The organism is Shigella sp. FC1567, assembly GCF_001743015.1.
Classification (GTDB): domain Bacteria; phylum Pseudomonadota; class Gammaproteobacteria; order Enterobacterales; family Enterobacteriaceae; genus Escherichia; species Escherichia coli.
This window is the reverse complement of record NZ_MIIV01000111.1, coordinates 23,277-40,303: the sequence shown is the minus strand read 5'-3', so window position 1 is coordinate 40,303 and position 17,027 is coordinate 23,277. Positions and strand designations below refer to the sequence as shown.

Genomic DNA, 17,027 nt, shown 5'->3' with positions numbered 1-17,027 from the left:
CTTATTCATCCGCTTTCAGCATAAACGTTATTCAGACGCTACGCTTTGCTTTCATATTCCGGTTGTCGCGACGGCAACATTTCGCTAAAGTCACGCCCCTTCTTCACCGGCATGGGGATTATTTCGTGTTTATTGGTTTTGATTACGGTACAGCAAACTGTTCAGTGGCGGTCATGCGTGACGGTAAACCGCACTTGCTAAAAATGGAAAACGACAGCACGCTGCTGCCTTCAATGCTTTGCGCGCCAACGCGTGAAGCGGTAAGCGAATGGCTGTACCGCCATCATGACGTTCCGGCAGACGACGATGAAACGCAGGCGTTGTTACGACGGGCGATTCGTTATAACCGCGAAGAAGATATCGATGTTACAGCGAAAAGCGTGCAGTTCGGTCTTTCCTCACTGGCACAGTACATTGATGATCCAGAAGAAGTGTGGTTTGTGAAATCACCAAAATCGTTCCTCGGTGCCAGCGGCTTAAAACCGCAGCAGGTAGCGCTGTTTGAGGATCTGGTCTGCGCAATGATGTTGCACATTCGCCAGCAGGCGCAGGCGCAGCTGCCAGAAGCGATTACTCAGGCGGTGATTGGTCGCCCGATCAACTTCCAGGGGCTGGGCGGCGATGAAGCAAACGCCCAGGCGCAAGGGATTCTGGAACGCGCGGCGAAGCGTGCCGGATTCAGGGACGTGGTATTCCAGTATGAGCCGGTCGCGGCTGGGCTGGATTACGAAGCCACCTTGCAGGAAGAAAAACGGGTGCTGGTGGTGGATATCGGTGGTGGTACGACTGACTGTTCATTGCTGCTGATGGGACCGCAGTGGCGTTCGCGTCTCGATCGTGAAGCCAGCCTGCTGGGTCACAGTGGTTGTCGTATTGGCGGTAACGATCTGGATATCGCCCTGGCGTTTAAAAACCTGATGCCACTGCTGGGTATGGGTGGCGAAACCGAAAAAGGCATCGCCCTGCCGATCCTGCCGTGGTGGAATGCGGTTGCCATCAACGACGTACCTGCGCAGAGTGATTTCTACAGTAGTGCCAACGGTCGTCTGCTTAACGATCTGGTACGCGATGCCCGCGAACCGGAAAAAGTGGCCCTGTTACAGAAAGTCTGGCGTCAGCGTTTAAGCTATCGCCTGGTACGCAGCGCAGAAGAGAGCAAAATCGCCCTTTCAAACGCTGCGGAAACCCGCGCCTCACTGCCGTTTATCAGCGATGAACTGGCTACGCTGATTAGCCAGCAAGGGCTGGAAAGCGCCCTCAGCCAGCCACTGGCGCGGATTCTGGAACAGGTGCAACTGGCGCTGGATAACGCCCAGGAAAAACCGGACGTTATATACCTGACCGGCGGTAGCGCCCGTTCGCCGCTGATTAAAAAGGCTCTGGCAGAACAGTTGCCGGGCATTCCGATTGCAGGCGGCGATGACTTTGGCTCCGTCACCGCCGGGCTGGCACGCTGGGCGGAAGTGGTATTTCGTTAAAAGAAAATGGCTCAGCAGCGGCTTAAATCTGCCTGCGCCTGAGCCAGTTTTTCTGCCGCCTGACGTAACGGTTCCATCAACGGCATGGTCCGTGCTGGAGCATAAAGGCGGAATCGCTGCAACTCTGTCGCGCCGACAGTCAACGCCGATTCCAGCCGATGTCGTTTGGCGGCCATTACCGCCTGTCTGTCTGCTGGCGTTACCGCTTCGTTCGGCCTGAACACAAAACGGCGGTCACAGCTCGCTTTCCAGTCGATAACCGCCTGGGTCAGATGGTCGCCAAACCCTTTAACTTGCTTAACGCCACGACGGGTAACATCCGCTGCTGTTTCAATACCAAAAGACCGTAACGCCGCTTTACGCGCAGGGCCAACGCCGGGAATAGAGGCAAAAAATCCCTCCAGAAACTTCTGCTTCTGCCGTTCCCTTGCGGTGTCATAAAGTGCTGCCAGAGCGCGTTTCTCCTCTTCCGGTAACCCGAGAATTTCGTCCTTCATTTTTTCGAGCATCGCCCGTTTGGCGATAAAACCTTCCAGCCCGCCCAACTGTTGGATCTGGCTGACTAAATGCTCATAGTCCATTTTCGCGCGATTAAATGCCTCACGGCGTTGCTGGATTTCTGCTTTGTACGCTTTGCTTGTCAGACTGCCAATAATCCAGATAGCCGACAGCACAGGAACCAAAATAATATAACGCGGTTCTGCCTGAAGGCCGCAAAGCAACAGCGATAACGCTGACAGTGCGATCTCAATCAGAATGATGTATTCGCGCCGTAACAGGCCTAAAGGAAGCGGCCTGCCAGTCGGTTGGAAATGATCGGGTAATGGCAATTGCAATGCTGGCGGTGCTACTGACGCCATCACCATCGCCCAGACTTTCGCCAGCACAAAATCACCGCTGGTGGTAATGACCTCTTCACCGAGATCAACAAAATAGATAACGCCTTGATTATCCAGCGTACACCACGGGCAGTCGGTCAAATGAGCGGGATAAACATGCATTGCCGAAACGGGACATTTCTTTAACTGTTGGCGCAGAGAATCAAGTGCCGCTACCCACGCTTTAGCCGTCGGACGCCCGGTTGCCACGCCACTTTCCGTGAATGCCTGCTGAAACATGGCTTCAACATCACTCGGTAACATCGATAGCGGAATCGATCGTGGCGGCGGTTTTAAACCACGTCGCTGATTATCTGACGCGTAGGCATAACGGAAATGGGTAATATCCGTCTCCAGCGCATTACCCGCATCAGAGATAAGCGGCACACCAGAATAAGGATGCCGGCCACCAAACAAGACGTGAAAAATCAGCAACGCAAGGCCAAAATTATCGTGATTTTCTGTGCGTTCAAAGCCGACAAATGACGACAAGGTTTGTAGCTCTGGCGGCGTAAAATGCGACACGCCGACTTCGCATAAATGCAGTGTGCCATTGACGTTAATCTGAAAGGAGTCGCTATCAATCAGTACCACTTTGCTGTCGCGACCTACCATAAAACTGTTCTGGTTTACGTCACCCACGACGTGCCCGTGCTCGTGAACCGTAGCAAAAGATGAAGCAATATTGCGCGCAACATAGAGTAGAAAATCCCACGCACAATGAGGGTAACTCTGGCGACGATGTGCCGGGCTATAGATCATATGAATCGGTTCTTTACCAGAAACTTTTGGCATCATAAAACCGATAACTTTTCCGCCTCGTCCACCGTGAAGCGTTGCCTGCGGCCAGGCGACATAATTCAACAACTGCGCGTCAGCTGTCGCAGCCATAAAGGCAAGTTTGTCCTGTTTTGAGGCGGGTGGCGGCGTGTGATAAATCTTGGCGACGCTATCGACAAACTCCTCGATATCATAAACCGCGCCTTCACCGCCTTTGCCCAGTTCACGGCCTGGCGTAACGCACTCACCAGTAGCAGTATATAAAGTGGGTTTCATGGTAACCACAGCGCCAGTGCCAACGTTTTATCATCATCCGTACGCTCGTTTACCGCCGGGCTGGACAAAAACTGCTTTAACAATTCAGGTAATAAATCGAGTTGTTCCTGCGTTACTGACGCCAGTCCATTGAAAAACGGGGTAAAGAAAGGCACATGAGGAGAATTATCCAGCATATTTAACGCCAGCCGCTGAATACCATCCGTAAATGCTGCAACTTTATGCGCACGCCCAGTGCTGGTGAAAGTTTCCAGTCTGGAAACGGCATCTTCGTCGGTAATGAAGTGCGTCATGTTGGCATATTCACCCACCATCGGCGTGAGAGGCAATTGCAGACCGTGACCCAAATCTACCACCACGCCGCCATCGCCAATCTGCATAATCAAGGTGCCGTCAGGCGATGAAATCAATCCCAGAAACGTGCAGGCAAAATCGCGAACTGCTAATGCTTTGGCTTCTGCCTCGGCAAAAAGTCGTTGACGAATAGTCAGTACCATATTTGTGGCGAGGACATCATTAAGCCCCAATTCACCGTCCTGTACTTTTTGCACCATAAACGCCATCGCTTCATTGACGGCGAGCGTCGCGCCTTCTCCTCCCTGCGAAACGCTACCTGCGCCATCAGCAAGGAACATCACCAGTAATGGTTGCTGGTCGTTTAACCAGACAACCTGCATCTGGCAGGCATCCTGACAAGGCAAATCAGCACTAATGTGCGATGTTCCAACAGCGGATGCATAAACCAGACGCCAGCTCACACTGACGTCCAGCCTTTTGGCGCTTCCAGCACAACTTCCGTTCCCGGCGTGGAGCGGGAAACCGAACGCAGCGAACTGGATAACCAGCTAAACAGTTCACGGAATTGTAATCCCTGCAGTGGCAAAGGCTGACGAACGCTGATTTGTGCCAGAGTCTTCATATCCGCCCCCTGAACACCGATGGAAAAGAAGGCAAACTTCTTATCTTCTTCCCCCTGAAACACTTTGTTGGCGGCAGCCTGCCACTCATCGGTTGGAGCGCCATCGGTGATCAGGAAAATCCACGGGCGATAATACGAAATACCATTTGCGCGGTACTCACGTTTCCTCTCTTCAACCATATCTAGGGCTTTGGTAATGGCGGCCCCCATAGGCGTATCCCCCTGGGCAAACAGGATGGGCGGGAAAAAGTTAGCGGCGCTGGTAAAGGGTTGTTCCACATGCACCGGGCCGAACGTCACAATGCCGAGTTCCACTCTTTTTAAAGCCAGCGGATCAGCAAGCAGTTCATCACGAAAGGTAACCAATCCGGCGTTAAGTTCATTAATAGGTCTGCCGCTCATCGAGCCAGAAACATCCAGCAGCAAAATGCAGGGGCAACGTGGTTCCGGGTTACTGGCAAAATCGCTGGTGGCAAACGTGATTTGTTCGCTCATAAGAAATCCTTTCTTAGAGAATTATCGAGGTCCGGTATCATACCGATTGCAATAATGAAATAAGAGCAAACGAAGAAACTTTCAGAATTAGGCCCGTCGGCGCAGAAAATTTTGCTATTCGCCTCGCAAGAACGGAGAGCCGTCGATTGACACTAAGGGCGGAGTGACATAATTTCAGGAGTGAGGGTTAGGGAGAGGTTTCCCCCTCCCCCTGGTGTTCTTAGTAAGCCTGGAAGCTAATCACTAAGAGTATCACCAGTATGATGACGTGCTTCATCATAACCCTTTCCTTATTAAAAGCCCTCTTCTCCGGGAGAGGCTTTCCCGTTTCAGCGTCCCGCTGAAATCATCGGCTTACCTCCTTTCGCCCTGAATGCAGTCTATCGCTAACGCGTGAATAAAATAGTTTCCTCTGTGATTATTGCGTAACGACTCGCAAAGAATATTTGCTGGCAGGATCGCAGACTACAAAGCCTACGGATTGACAATCTTATCGTGAAGGCATACTTTCAGGAGTGAGGGTAGAGCGGGGTTTCCCCCGCCCTGGTAGTCTTAGTAAGCGGGGAAGCTTATGACTAAGAGCACCACGATGATGAGTAGCTTCATCATGACCCTTTCCTTATTTAAGGCCCCTTCCTCGGGAGGGGCTTTCCCGTTTCAGCGTCCCGCTGAAATCGTCGGCTTACCTCCTTTCGCCCTGTATGCAGTCTATCGCTGACTTGCGGATAAAATAGTTTCCAGTGTGATTATTGCGTAACGTCTCGCAAAGAATATTTGCTGGCAGGATCGCAGACTGCAAAGCCTGCAGATTGACAATCTTATCGTGAAGGCATACTTTCAGGAGTGAGGGTAGAGCGGGGTTTCCCCCGCCCTGGTAGTCTTAGTAAGCTGGCCAGCTAATGACTAAGAGCACCACGATGATGAGTAGCTTCATCATGACCCTTTCCTTATTTATGGCCCCTTCCTCGGGAGGGGCTTTCCCGTTTCAGCGTCCCGCTGAAATCGGCGGCTTACCTCCTTTCGCCATGCAAGCAGTCTATCCCTAACGCGTAGATAAAATAGTTTCCTGTGTTATTACTGGATGCGTGCTCGCAAATGTGCCCGTCATTCAGACAATTCCCGACAGTGTTTCATAATTCCTCCATTTTTCTCCCTTATTGGCTGGCTACACTAGTATCATTCCGCGAAACGTTTCAGGAAGAGAAACTCTTAACGATGAAAGGCAGTTATAAATCCCGTTGGGTAATCGTAATCGTGGTGGTTATCGCCGCCATCGCCGCATTCTGGTTCTGGCAAGGCCGCAATGACTCCCGGAGTGCAGCCCCAGGGGCGACGAAACAAGCGCAGCAATCGCCAGCGGGTGGTCGCCGTGGTATGCGTTCCGGCCCATTAGCCCCGGTTCAGGCGGCGACCGCCGTAGAACAGGCAGTTCCGCGTTACCTCACCGGGCTTGGCACCATTATCGCCGCTAATACTGTTACGGTGCGCAGCCGCGTGGACGGTCAACTGATGGCGTTACATTTCCAGGAAGGCCAGCAGGTCAAAGCAGGCGATTTACTGGCAGAAATTGACCCCAGCCAGTTCAAAGTTGCATTAGCACAAACCCAGGGCCAACTGGCAAAAGATAAAGCCACGCTTGCTAACGCCCGCCGTGATCTGGCGCGTTATCAGCAACTGGCAAAAACCAATCTCGTCTCCCGTCAGGAGCTGGATGCCCAACAGGCGCTGGTCAGTGAAACCGAAGGCACCATTAAGGCTGATGAAGCAAGCGTCGCCAGCGCGCAGTTGCAACTCGACTGGAGCCGCATCACCGCACCAGTCGATGGTCGCGTTGGTCTCAAGCAGGTTGATGTTGGTAACCAAATCTCCAGTGGTGATACCACCGGAATTGTGGTGATCACCCAGACGCATCCTATCGATTTAGTCTTTACCCTGCCGGAAAGCGATATCGCTACTGTAGTGCAGGCGCAAAAAGCCGGAAAACCGCTGGTGGTAGAAGCCTGGGATCGCACCAATTCGAAGAAATTAAGTGAAGGCACGCTGTTAAGCCTCGATAACCAAATCGATGCCACAACCGGTATGATTAAAGTGAAAGCACGCTTTAATAATCAGAATGATGTGCTGTTTCCCAATCAGTTTGTTAACGCGCGCATGTTAGTCGACACCGAACAAAACGCCGTAGTGATCCCAACAGCCGCCCTGCAAATGGGCAATGAAGGCCATTTTGTCTGGGTGCTGAATAGCGAAAACAAGGTCAGCAAACATCTGGTGACGCCGGGCATTCAGGACAGTCAGAAAGTGGTGATCCGTGCAGGTATTTCTGCGGGCGATCGCGTGGTGACAGACGGCATTGATCGCCTGACCGAAGGGGCGAAAGTGGAAGTGGTGGAAGCCCAGAGCGCCACCACTCCGGAAGAGAAAGCCACCAGCCGCGAATACGCGAAAAAAGGAGCACGCTCCTGATGCAGGTGTTACCCCCGAGCAGCACAGGCGGCCCGTCGCGCCTGTTTATTATGCGTCCTGTCGCCACCACGCTGCTGATGGTGGCGATCTTACTCGCCGGGATTATCGGTTATCGCGCCCTGCCCGTTTCGGCGCTGCCGGAAGTGGACTATCCGACCATTCAGGTGGTCACGCTCTACCCAGGTGCCAGCCCGGATGTCATGACCTCTGCCGTTACCGCGCCGCTCGAACGCCAGTTCGGGCAGATGTCTGGCCTGAAACAGATGTCGTCGCAAAGTTCCGGCGGTGCGTCAGTTATCACTTTGCAGTTCCAGCTAACATTACCGCTCGATGTCGCCGAGCAGGAAGTGCAGGCCGCGATTAACGCTGCGACCAACTTGTTGCCGAGCGATCTGCCTAACCCGCCGGTTTACAGCAAAGTGAACCCGGCAGATCCGCCGATCATGACGCTCGCCGTCACCTCAACCGCCATGCCGATGACGCAAGTGGAAGATATGGTGGAAACCCGCGTCGCGCAGAAAATCTCGCAGATTTCCGGCGTCGGCCTGGTGACGCTTTCCGGCGGTCAGCGTCCGGCTGTTCGCGTCAAACTTAACGCTCAGGCGATTGCCGCCCTCGGCCTGACCAGCGAAACCGTGCGCACCGCCATTACCGGCGCTAACGTTAACTCGGCAAAAGGTAGCCTCGACGGCCCTTCCCGTGCGGTCACGCTTTCCGCGAACGACCAGATGCAATCCGCCGAAGAGTATCGCCAGCTAATCATCGCCTACCAGAACGGCGCGCCAATTCGTCTGGGCGATGTCGCAACTGTAGAGCAAGGTGCAGAAAACAGCTGGCTCGGCGCGTGGGCGAACAAAGAACAGGCCATTGTGATGAATGTTCAGCGCCAGCCCGGTGCTAACATTATCTCCACCGCCGACAGCATTCGGCAGATGCTGCCACAGCTCACTGAGAGTCTGCCGAAATCGGTGAAGGTGACAGTGCTTTCCGATCGCACCACCAATATCCGCGCATCCGTCGATGATACTCAGTTTGAATTGATGATGGCTATCGCGCTGGTAGTCATGATTATCTACCTGTTTTTGCGCAATATTCCGGCGACCATCATTCCCGGTGTTGCTGTACCGCTGTCGTTAATCGGCACTTTCGCGGTTATGGTGTTTCTCGATTTTTCAATCAATAACCTGACACTGATGGCGTTAACTATCGCCACCGGATTCGTGGTCGATGACGCCATCGTGGTGATCGAAAACATTTCCCGCTATATCGAAAAAGGCGAAAAACCGTTGGCGGCGGCGCTCAAGGGCGCAGGTGAAATCGGCTTTACCATTATCTCGCTGATCTTCTCACTGATTGCGGTGTTGATCCCACTGCTGTTTATGGGCGATATCGTCGGGCGACTGTTCCGCGAATTTGCTATTACCCTGGCGGTAGCGATTTTGATCTCAGCGGTGGTGTCGCTGACCCTGACACCGATGATGTGCGCGCGGATGCTCAGCCAGGAGTCGTTGCGTAAACAGAACCGCTTCTCCCGTGCCTCGGAAAAAATGTTCGACAGGATAATCGCCGCCTATGGTCGTGGACTGGCGAAAGTGCTGAATCATCCGTGGCTGACCTTAAGCGTGGCACTCAGCACGCTGCTGCTTAGCGTGCTGCTGTGGGTGTTCATTCCGAAAGGTTTCTTCCCGGTACAGGACAATGGCATTATTCAGGGCACTTTGCAGGCACCGCAATCCAGCTCCTTTGCCAATATGGCCCAGCGACAACGCCAGGTCGCGGACGTGATTTTGCAGGATCCGGCAGTGCAAAGCCTGACCTCATTTGTTGGCGTTGATGGCACTAACCCGTCGCTGAATAGTGCACGTTTACAAATCAACCTCAAACCGTTGGATGAACGTGATGATCGGGTGCAAAAAGTCATCGCCCGTCTGCAAACGGCGGTAGATAAAGTGCCGGGCGTCGATCTCTTCCTGCAACCAACGCAGGATCTGACTATTGATACTCAGGTCAGCCGCACCCAGTACCAGTTTACCTTGCAGGCCACCTCACTGGATGCGCTCAGTACCTGGGTGCCACAGTTGATGGAAAAACTCCAGCAACTGCCACAGCTTTCTGATGTCTCCAGCGACTGGCAGGACAAAGGGCTGGTGGCGTATGTCAATGTTGATCGCGACAGCGCCAGCCGTCTGGGGATCAGCATGGCGGATGTCGATAATGCCCTGTACAGTGCGTTTGGTCAGCGACTGATTTCCACTATTTATACTCAGGCTAACCAGTATCGCGTAGTGCTGGAGCACAACACCGAAATTACCCCGGGCCTCGCGGCGCTGGATACCATTCGCCTGACCAGTAGCGACGGCGGCGTGGTGCCGTTAAGCTCAATTGCCAAAGTTGAACAGCGTTTTGCGCCGCTTTCCATCAACCATCTGGATCAGTTCCCGGTAACGACCATCTCCTTTAACGTGCCGGATAACTATTCGCTGGGCGATGCGGTGCAGGCGATTATGGACACCGAAAAGACGCTGAATCTGCCGGTGGATATCACCACGCAATTCCAGGGCAGCACCCTCGCCTTCCAGTCGGCGCTGGGCAGCACTGTCTGGCTGATTGTCGCGGCGGTGGTGGCGATGTATATCGTGCTCGGCATTCTGTACGAGAGCTTTATTCACCCGATCACCATTCTCTCGACGCTACCCACCGCAGGGGTCGGCGCGCTGCTGGCATTAATGATTGCCGGTAGCGAACTGGATGTGATTGCGATTATCGGCATTATTTTGCTGATCGGTATTGTGAAGAAGAACGCCATCATGATGATCGACTTCGCGCTGGCTGCTGAGCGCGAGCAAGGCATGTCGCCGCGCGATGCAATCTACCAGGCTTGTCTGTTGCGTTTTCGTCCGATCCTGATGACCACCCTGGCGGCTCTGCTTGGCGCGCTGCCGCTGATGTTGAGTACCGGGGTCGGCGCGGAACTGCGTCGTCCGTTAGGTATCGGCATGGTCGGCGGTCTGATTGTCAGCCAGGTGCTGACGCTGTTCACCACGCCGGTGATTTATCTGCTGTTCGACCGCCTGGCATTGTGGACCAAAAGTCGCTTTGCTCGCCATGAAGAGGAAGCGTAAGTGAAGTTTTTTGCCCTCTTCATTTACCGTCCGGTGGCGACGATTTTACTGTCGGTTGCCATTACCCTGTGCGGCATACTGGGCTTCCGTATGCTGCCGGTCGCCCCGCTGCCGCAGGTCGATTTTCCGGTGATTATGGTCAGCGCCTCGCTGCCCGGTGCGTCACCAGAAACAATGGCGTCTTCCGTTGCCACGCCGCTGGAGCGCTCACTTGGGCGCATTGCCGGAGTCAGTGAAATGACCTCCAGCAGTTCGCTCGGCAGCACGCGTATTATTTTGCAGTTTGATTTTGACCGGGATATCAACGGCGCGGCGCGCGATGTGCAGGCGGCGATCAACGCTGCACAAAGTTTGCTGCCCAGCGGGATGCCCAGCCGTCCGACCTATCGCAAAGCTAACCCGTCGGATGCGCCAATTATGATCCTCACGCTGACATCCGATACTTATTCGCAGGGTAAACTGTACGATTTCGCCTCGACGCAGCTGGCTCCGACGATTTCGCAAATCGACGGTGTTGGTGATGTCGATGTCGGCGGCAGCTCACTGCCCGCCGTACGCGTCGGGCTGAATCCGCAGGCGCTGTTTAATCAGGGCGTCTCGCTGGACGACGTACGCACTGCCATCAGCAATGCCAACGTGCGTAAACCGCAGGGGGCGCTGGAAGATGGCACTCACCGCTGGCAGATCCAGACCAATGATGAGCTAAAAACCGCCGCCGAATATCAGCCGCTGATTATTCATTACAACAACGGCGGCGCGGTTCGTCTGGGCGATGTGGCGACAGTGACCGACTCTGTACAGGATGTACGTAACGCCGGGATGACCAATGCCAAACCGGCTATTTTGCTGATGATCCGCAAGCTGCCGGAAGCCAATATTATCCAGACGGTTGACAGCATCCGGGCAAAATTACCGGAGTTGCAGGAAACCATTCCGGCGGCGATTGATCTGCAAATTGCTCAGGATCGCTCCCCCACCATTCGCGCCTCGCTGGAAGAAGTCGAGCAAACGCTGATTATCTCGGTGGCGCTGGTGATTCTGGTGGTGTTTTTATTCCTGCGCTCGGGTCGCGCAACTATTATTCCCGCCGTTGCGGTGCCGGTTCCGCTGATTGGTACGTTTGCGGCGATGTACCTGTGCGGTTTCAGTCTCAATAATCTTTCGTTAATGGCGCTCACCATCGCTACTGGTTTCGTGGTGGATGACGCCATCGTGGTGCTGGAAAACATTGCCCGTCATCTGGAAGCGGGAATGAAACCGTTGCAAGCCGCACTGCAAGGTACTCGCGAAGTCGGTTTTACGGTGCTGTCGATGAGTCTGTCACTGGTGGCGGTGTTCCTGCCGCTGCTGTTGATGGGCGGATTGCCGGGCCGACTGTTACGCGAATTTGCCGTGACGCTTTCTGTCGCCATTGGTATATCGTTGCTGGTTTCTCTGACATTAACGCCAATGATGTGTGGCTGGATGCTGAAAGCCAGCAAGCCGCGCGAGCAAAAGCGACTGCGTGGTTTTGGTCGCATGTTGGTAGCCCTGCAACAAGGCTACGGCAAGTCACTGAAATGGGTGCTCAATCATACCCGTCTGGTGGGCGTGGTGCTGCTTGGCACCATTGCGCTGAATATCTGGCTGTATATCTCGATCCCGAAAACCTTCTTCCCGGAGCAGGACACTGGCGTGTTGATGGGCGGGATTCAGGCGGATCAGAGTATTTCGTTTCAGGCGATGCGCGGTAAGTTGCAGGATTTCATGAAAATTATCCGTGACGATCCGGCAGTGGATAATGTCACCGGCTTTACAGGCGGTTCGCGAGTGAACAGCGGGATGATGTTTATCACCCTCAAGCCACGCGACGAACGCAGCGAAACGGCGCAGCAAATTATCGACCGTCTGCGCGTAAAACTGGCGAAAGAACCGGGGGCGAATCTGTTCCTGATGGCGGTACAGGATATTCGCGTTGGTGGGCGTCAGTCGAACGCCAGCTACCAGTACACGTTGTTATCCGACGACCTGGCGGCACTGCGAGAATGGGAGCCGAAAATCCGCAAAAAACTGGCGACGTTGCCGGAACTGGCGGACGTGAACTCCGATCAGCAGGATAACGGCGCGGAGATGAATCTGGTTTACGACCGCGACACCATGGCACGGCTGGGAATCGACGTACAAGCCGCCAACAGTCTGTTAAATAACGCCTTCGGTCAGCGGCAAATCTCGACCATTTACCAGCCGATGAACCAGTATAAAGTGGTGATGGAAGTGGATCCGCGCTATACCCAGGACATCAGTGCGCTGGAAAAAATGTTCGTTATCAATAACGAAGGCAAAGCGATCCCGCTGTCGTATTTCGCTAAATGGCAACCGGCGAATGCCCCACTATCGGTGAATCATCAGGGATTATCGGCGGCCTCGACCATTTCGTTTAACCTGCCGACCGGAAAATCGCTCTCGGACGCCAGTGCGGCGATCGATCGCGCAATGACCCAGCTTGGGGTGCCTTCGACGGTGCGCGGCAGTTTTGCCGGCACGGCGCAGGTGTTCCAGGAGACGATGAACTCGCAGGTGATCCTGATTATCGCCGCCATCGCCACGGTGTATATCGTGCTGGGTATCCTTTACGAGAGTTACGTACATCCGCTGACGATTCTCTCCACCCTGCCCTCGGCGGGCGTTGGAGCGCTGTTGGCGCTGGAGCTGTTCAATGCCCCGTTCAGCCTAATCGCCCTGATAGGGATCATGCTATTAATCGGCATCGTGAAGAAAAACGCCATTATGATGGTCGATTTTGCGCTTGAAGCCCAACGGCACGGTAACCTGACGCCGCAGGAAGCTATTTTCCAGGCCTGTCTGCTGCGTTTTCGCCCGATTATGATGACCACCCTGGCGGCGCTGTTTGGTGCGCTGCCGCTGGTATTGTCGGGCGGCGACGGCTCGGAGCTGCGGCAACCCCTGGGGATCACCATTGTCGGCGGACTGGTAATGAGCCAGCTCCTTACGCTGTATACCACGCCGGTGGTGTATCTCTTTTTCGACCGTCTGCGGCTGCGTTTTTCGCGTAAACCTAAACAAACGGTAACCGAGTAAATGACAGATCTTCCCGACAGCACCCGTTGGCAATTGTGGATTGTGGCTTTCGGCTTCTTTATGCAGTCGCTGGACACCACCATCGTAAACACCGCCCTTCCCTCAATGGCGCAAAGCCTCGGGGAAAGTCCGTTGCATATGCACATGGTCATTGTCTCTTATGTGCTGACCGTGGCGGTGATGCTGCCCGCCAGCGGCTGGCTGGCGGACAAAGTCGGCGTGCGCAATATTTTCTTTACCGCCATCGTGCTGTTTACTCTCGGTTCACTGTTTTGCGCGCTTTCCGGCACGCTGAACGAACTGTTGCTGGCACGCGCGTTACAGGGCGTTGGCGCGCGATGATGGTGCCGGTCGGCAGATTGACGGTGATGAAAATCGTACCGCGCGAGCAATATATGGCTGCGATGACCTTTGTCACGTTACCCGGTCAGGTCGGTCCGCTGCTCGGTCCGGCGCTCGGCGGTCTGCTGGTGGAGTACGCGTCGTGGCACTGGATCTTTTTGATCAACATTCCGGTGGGGATTATCGGTGCGATCGCCACATTGCTGTTAATGCCGAACTACACCATGCAGACGTGGCGCTTTGATCTCTCCGGATTTTTATTGCTGGCGGTTGGCATGGCGGTATTAACCCCTGGCGCTGGACGGCAGTAAAGGTACAGGTTTATCGCCGCTGGCGATTGCTGGCCTGGTCGCAGTTGGCGTGGTGGCACTGGTGCTTTATCTGCTGCACGCCAGAAATAACAACCGTGCCCTGTTCAGTCTGAAACTGTTCCGTACTCGTACCTTTTCGCTGGGCCTGGCGGGGAGCTTTGCCGGACGTATTGGCAGTGGCATGTTGCCCTTTATGACACCGGTTTTCCTGCAAATTGGCCTCGGTTTCTCGCCGTTTCATGCCGGACTGATGATGATCCCGATGGTGCTTGGCAGCATGGGAATGAAGCGAATTGTGGTACAGGTGGTGAATCGCTTTGGTTATCGTCGGGTACTGGTAGCGACCACGCTGGGTCTGTCGCTGGTCACCCTGTTGTTTATGACTACCGCCCTGCTGGGCTGGTACTACGTTTTGCCGTTCGTCCTGTTTTTACAAGGGATGGTCAACTCGACGCGTTTCTCCTCCATGAACACCCTGACGCTGAAAGATCTCCCGGACAATCTGGCGAGCAGCGGCAACAGCCTGCTGTCGATGATTATGCAATTGTCGATGAGTATCGGCGTCACTATCGCCGGGCTGTTGCTGGGACTTTTTGGTTCACAGCATGTCAGCGTCGACAGCGGCACCACACAAACCGTCTTTATGTACACCTGGCTTAGCATGGCGTTGATCATCGCCCTTCCGGCGTTCATCTTTGCCAGAGTGCCGAACGATACGCATCAAAATGTAGCTATTTCGCGGCGAAAAAGGAGCGCGCAATGAAGTTCTGGCGACCCGGTATTACCGGCAAACTGTTTCTGGCGATTTTCGCCACCTGCATTGTCTTGCTGATCAGTATGCACTGGGCGGTGCGTATCAGTTTTGAGCGTGGCTTTATTGATTACATCAAGCATGGTAATGAACAGCGATTACAACTGTTAAGTGATGCGCTTGGCGAGCAGTATGCGCAGCATGGCAACTGGCGCTTCCTGCGCAACAATGATCGCTTTGTCTTTCAGATCCTGCGTTCATTTGAACACGATAATTCGGAAGATAAACCCGGCCCGGGTATGCCACCGCACGGCTGGCGTACCCAGTTCTGGGTGGTTGATCAAAACAACAAAGTGCTGGTTGGTCCGCGAGCGCCGATTCCACCTGACGGTACACGGCGACCCATTCTGGTCAACGGTGCGGAAGTTGGCGCGGTGATCGCCTCCCCCGTTGAGCGGTTAACGCGCAATACTGATATCAATTTCGATAAACAACAGCGGCAAACCAGCTGGTTGATTGTCGCCCTGGCAACGTTACTCGCGGCACTTGCCACTTTTCTGCTGGCGCGCGGTTTACTGGCACCGGTAAAACGACTTGTCGATGGCACGCACAAACTGGCGGCGGGCGATTTCACTACCCGCGTAACGCCCACCAGTGAAGATGAACTGGGCAAACTGGCGCAAGACTTCAACCAGCTTGCCAGCACACTGGAGAAAAACCAGCAAATGCGGCGCGATTTTATGGCCGATATTTCTCACGAACTGCGTACGCCATTAGCGGTGCTGCGCGGTGAACTGGAAGCCATTCAGGATGGCGTGCGTAAATTCACGCCGGAGACGGTGGCGTCTTTACAGGCGGAGGTCGGTACACTGACCAAACTGGTTGACGATCTCCATCAGTTGTCGATGTCTGATGAAGGCGCTCTCGCCTATCAAAAAGCACCGGTAGATTTGATCCCACTGCTGGAAGTGGCGGGCGGCGCATTTCGCGAACGATTCGCCAGTCGTGGCCTGAAACTGCAATTTTCCCTGCCAGACAGTATTACCGTATTTGGCGATCGCGACCGTTTAATGCAGTTATTCAATAATTTACTTGAAAACAGCCTGCGCTATACTGACAGCGGCGGCAGCCTGAAAATCTCTGCCGAGCAGCACGACAAAACGGTGCGCCTGACCTTTGCCGACAGTGCGCCAGGTGTCAGTGACGAGCAGCTACAAAAATTATTTGAACGTTTTTATCGCACCGAAGGTTCCCGCAACCGCGCCAGCGGTGGTTCCGGGCTGGGGCTGGCGATTTGCCTGAACATTGTTGAAGCACATAATGGCCGCATTATTGCTGCCCATTCGCCTTTTGGCGGGGTAAGCATTACAGTAGAGTTACCGCTGGAACGGGATTTACAGAGAGAAGTATGACCGAATTACCAATCGACGAAAACACACCACGTATTTTGATCGTGGAAGATGAACCGAAGCTGGGGCAGTTGCTCATTGATTATCTGCGTGCTGCGAGCTATGCGCCGACGCTTATCAGCCACGGCGATCAGGTACTGCCGTATGTGCGCCAGACACCACCGGATCTGATCCTGTTGGATCTGATGCTCCCTGGCACCGATGGCTTGACGCTGTGCCGGGAAATTCGTCGTTTTTCTGACATTCCTATCGTGATGGTGACGGCAAAAATCGAAGAGATCGACCGCCTGCTCGGACTGGAGATTGGCGCAGATGACTACATCTGCAAGCCGTACAGCCCACGGGAAGTGGTAGCGCGCGTCAAAACCATTTTGCGCCGTTGCAAACCGCAGCGCGAATTGCAGCAACAGGATGCCGAAAGCCCGTTGATTATCGACGAAGGTCGTTTTCAGGCTTCATGGCGCGGTAAAATGCTTGACCTGACACCTGCGGAATTTCGTCTGTTGAAAACGCTCTCTCATGAACCAGGAAAAGTGTTCTCCCGCGAGCAATTGCTCAATCATCTTTATGACGACTACCGCGTAGTAACCGACCGCACCATTGACAGCCACATTAAAAACCTGCGCCGCAAGCTGGAATCTCTCGACGCCGAACAGTCATTTATCCGCGCCGTTTACGGCGTTGGTTACCGCTGGGAAGCCGACGCCTGCCGCATCGTTTAGTTT

Annotated in this window: 12 protein-coding genes and 1 pseudogene; 7 read left to right on the top strand and 6 right to left on the bottom strand. The window is 54.2% G+C overall.

All coding sequences use genetic code 11. The annotated features are described in order from the left end of the window. The first annotated feature begins 125 nt into the window (after positions 1–125). The gene (gene yegD / locus BHE85_RS08510) at positions 126–1,478 is read left to right on the top strand and encodes a molecular chaperone (RefSeq protein WP_000469696.1); all 1,353 of its coding nucleotides are present in this window, start codon (positions 126–128) and stop codon (positions 1,476–1,478) included. A gap of 11 nt (positions 1,479–1,489) precedes the next feature. Here yegD and yegI read toward each other — a convergent pair whose 3' ends face one another. From yegI to BHE85_RS08480, 6 genes are all read right to left on the bottom strand, one after another. Next, a complete protein-coding gene (yegI, locus tag BHE85_RS08505; RefSeq protein ID WP_004982315.1) occupies positions 1,490–3,412 on the bottom strand; it encodes a protein kinase YegI in 1,923 nt (640 codons plus the stop codon). Continuing rightward, positions 3,409–4,170, bottom strand: a complete 762-nt coding sequence (pphC, locus tag BHE85_RS08500; RefSeq protein WP_000119081.1) for a protein-serine/threonine phosphatase PphC — start codon at positions 4,168–4,170, stop codon at positions 3,409–3,411. Before pphC ends, yegI begins: the two co-directional genes overlap by 4 nt. Further along, on the bottom strand, positions 4,167–4,826 hold the full coding sequence (locus tag BHE85_RS08495; protein ID WP_000003176.1) for a vWA domain-containing protein: 660 nt from the start codon (positions 4,824–4,826) through the stop codon (positions 4,167–4,169). The genes pphC and BHE85_RS08495 overlap by 4 nt, the downstream gene beginning before the upstream one ends. A gap of 220 nt (positions 4,827–5,046) precedes the next feature. Next, a complete protein-coding gene (ibsA, locus tag BHE85_RS08490) occupies positions 5,047–5,106 on the bottom strand; it encodes a type I toxin-antitoxin system toxin IbsA (protein ID WP_010723109.1) in 60 nt (19 codons plus the stop codon). 272 nt (positions 5,107–5,378) lie between these two features. After that, complete coding sequence (locus BHE85_RS08485) at positions 5,379–5,435, bottom strand: type I toxin-antitoxin system Ibs family toxin (protein WP_001386899.1); 57 nt, start codon at positions 5,433–5,435, stop codon at positions 5,379–5,381. 271 nt (positions 5,436–5,706) lie between these two features. Then, positions 5,707–5,763 carry a type I toxin-antitoxin system Ibs family toxin gene (locus BHE85_RS08480; RefSeq protein ID WP_100249772.1) on the bottom strand — a complete coding sequence of 19 codons (57 nt, stop codon included), beginning with the start codon at positions 5,761–5,763 and terminating at the stop codon, positions 5,707–5,709. Between the two features lie 278 nt (positions 5,764–6,041). Here BHE85_RS08480 and mdtA point away from each other — a divergent pair, with 278 nt between their 5' ends. From mdtA to baeR, 6 genes and pseudogenes are all read left to right on the top strand, one after another. Further along, positions 6,042–7,289, top strand: coding sequence for a multidrug efflux RND transporter subunit MdtA (gene mdtA, locus BHE85_RS08475; RefSeq protein WP_000678982.1), 1,248 nt, complete (start codon positions 6,042–6,044; stop codon positions 7,287–7,289). Next, the gene (gene mdtB / locus BHE85_RS08470) at positions 7,289–10,411 is read left to right on the top strand and encodes a multidrug efflux RND transporter permease subunit MdtB (protein ID WP_001197852.1); all 3,123 of its coding nucleotides are present in this window, start codon (positions 7,289–7,291) and stop codon (positions 10,409–10,411) included. The genes mdtA and mdtB overlap by 1 nt, the downstream gene beginning before the upstream one ends. Continuing rightward, positions 10,412–13,489, top strand: a complete 3,078-nt coding sequence (gene mdtC, locus BHE85_RS08465) for a multidrug efflux RND transporter permease subunit MdtC (protein ID WP_128832478.1) — start codon at positions 10,412–10,414, stop codon at positions 13,487–13,489. Then, a pseudogene (gene mdtD, locus BHE85_RS08460) lies at positions 13,490–14,905 on the top strand (multidrug transporter subunit MdtD). Continuing rightward, positions 14,902–16,305 carry an envelope stress sensor histidine kinase BaeS gene (gene baeS, locus BHE85_RS08455; RefSeq protein WP_000675146.1) on the top strand — a complete coding sequence of 468 codons (1,404 nt, stop codon included), beginning with the start codon at positions 14,902–14,904 and terminating at the stop codon, positions 16,303–16,305. The pseudogene mdtD and the gene baeS overlap by 4 nt, the downstream one beginning before the upstream one ends. Further along, complete coding sequence (gene baeR / locus BHE85_RS08450) at positions 16,302–17,024, top strand: envelope stress response regulator BaeR (RefSeq protein ID WP_000137877.1); 723 nt, start codon at positions 16,302–16,304, stop codon at positions 17,022–17,024. The genes baeS and baeR overlap by 4 nt, the downstream gene beginning before the upstream one ends. The last annotated feature ends 3 nt before the right edge of the window (positions 17,025–17,027 follow it).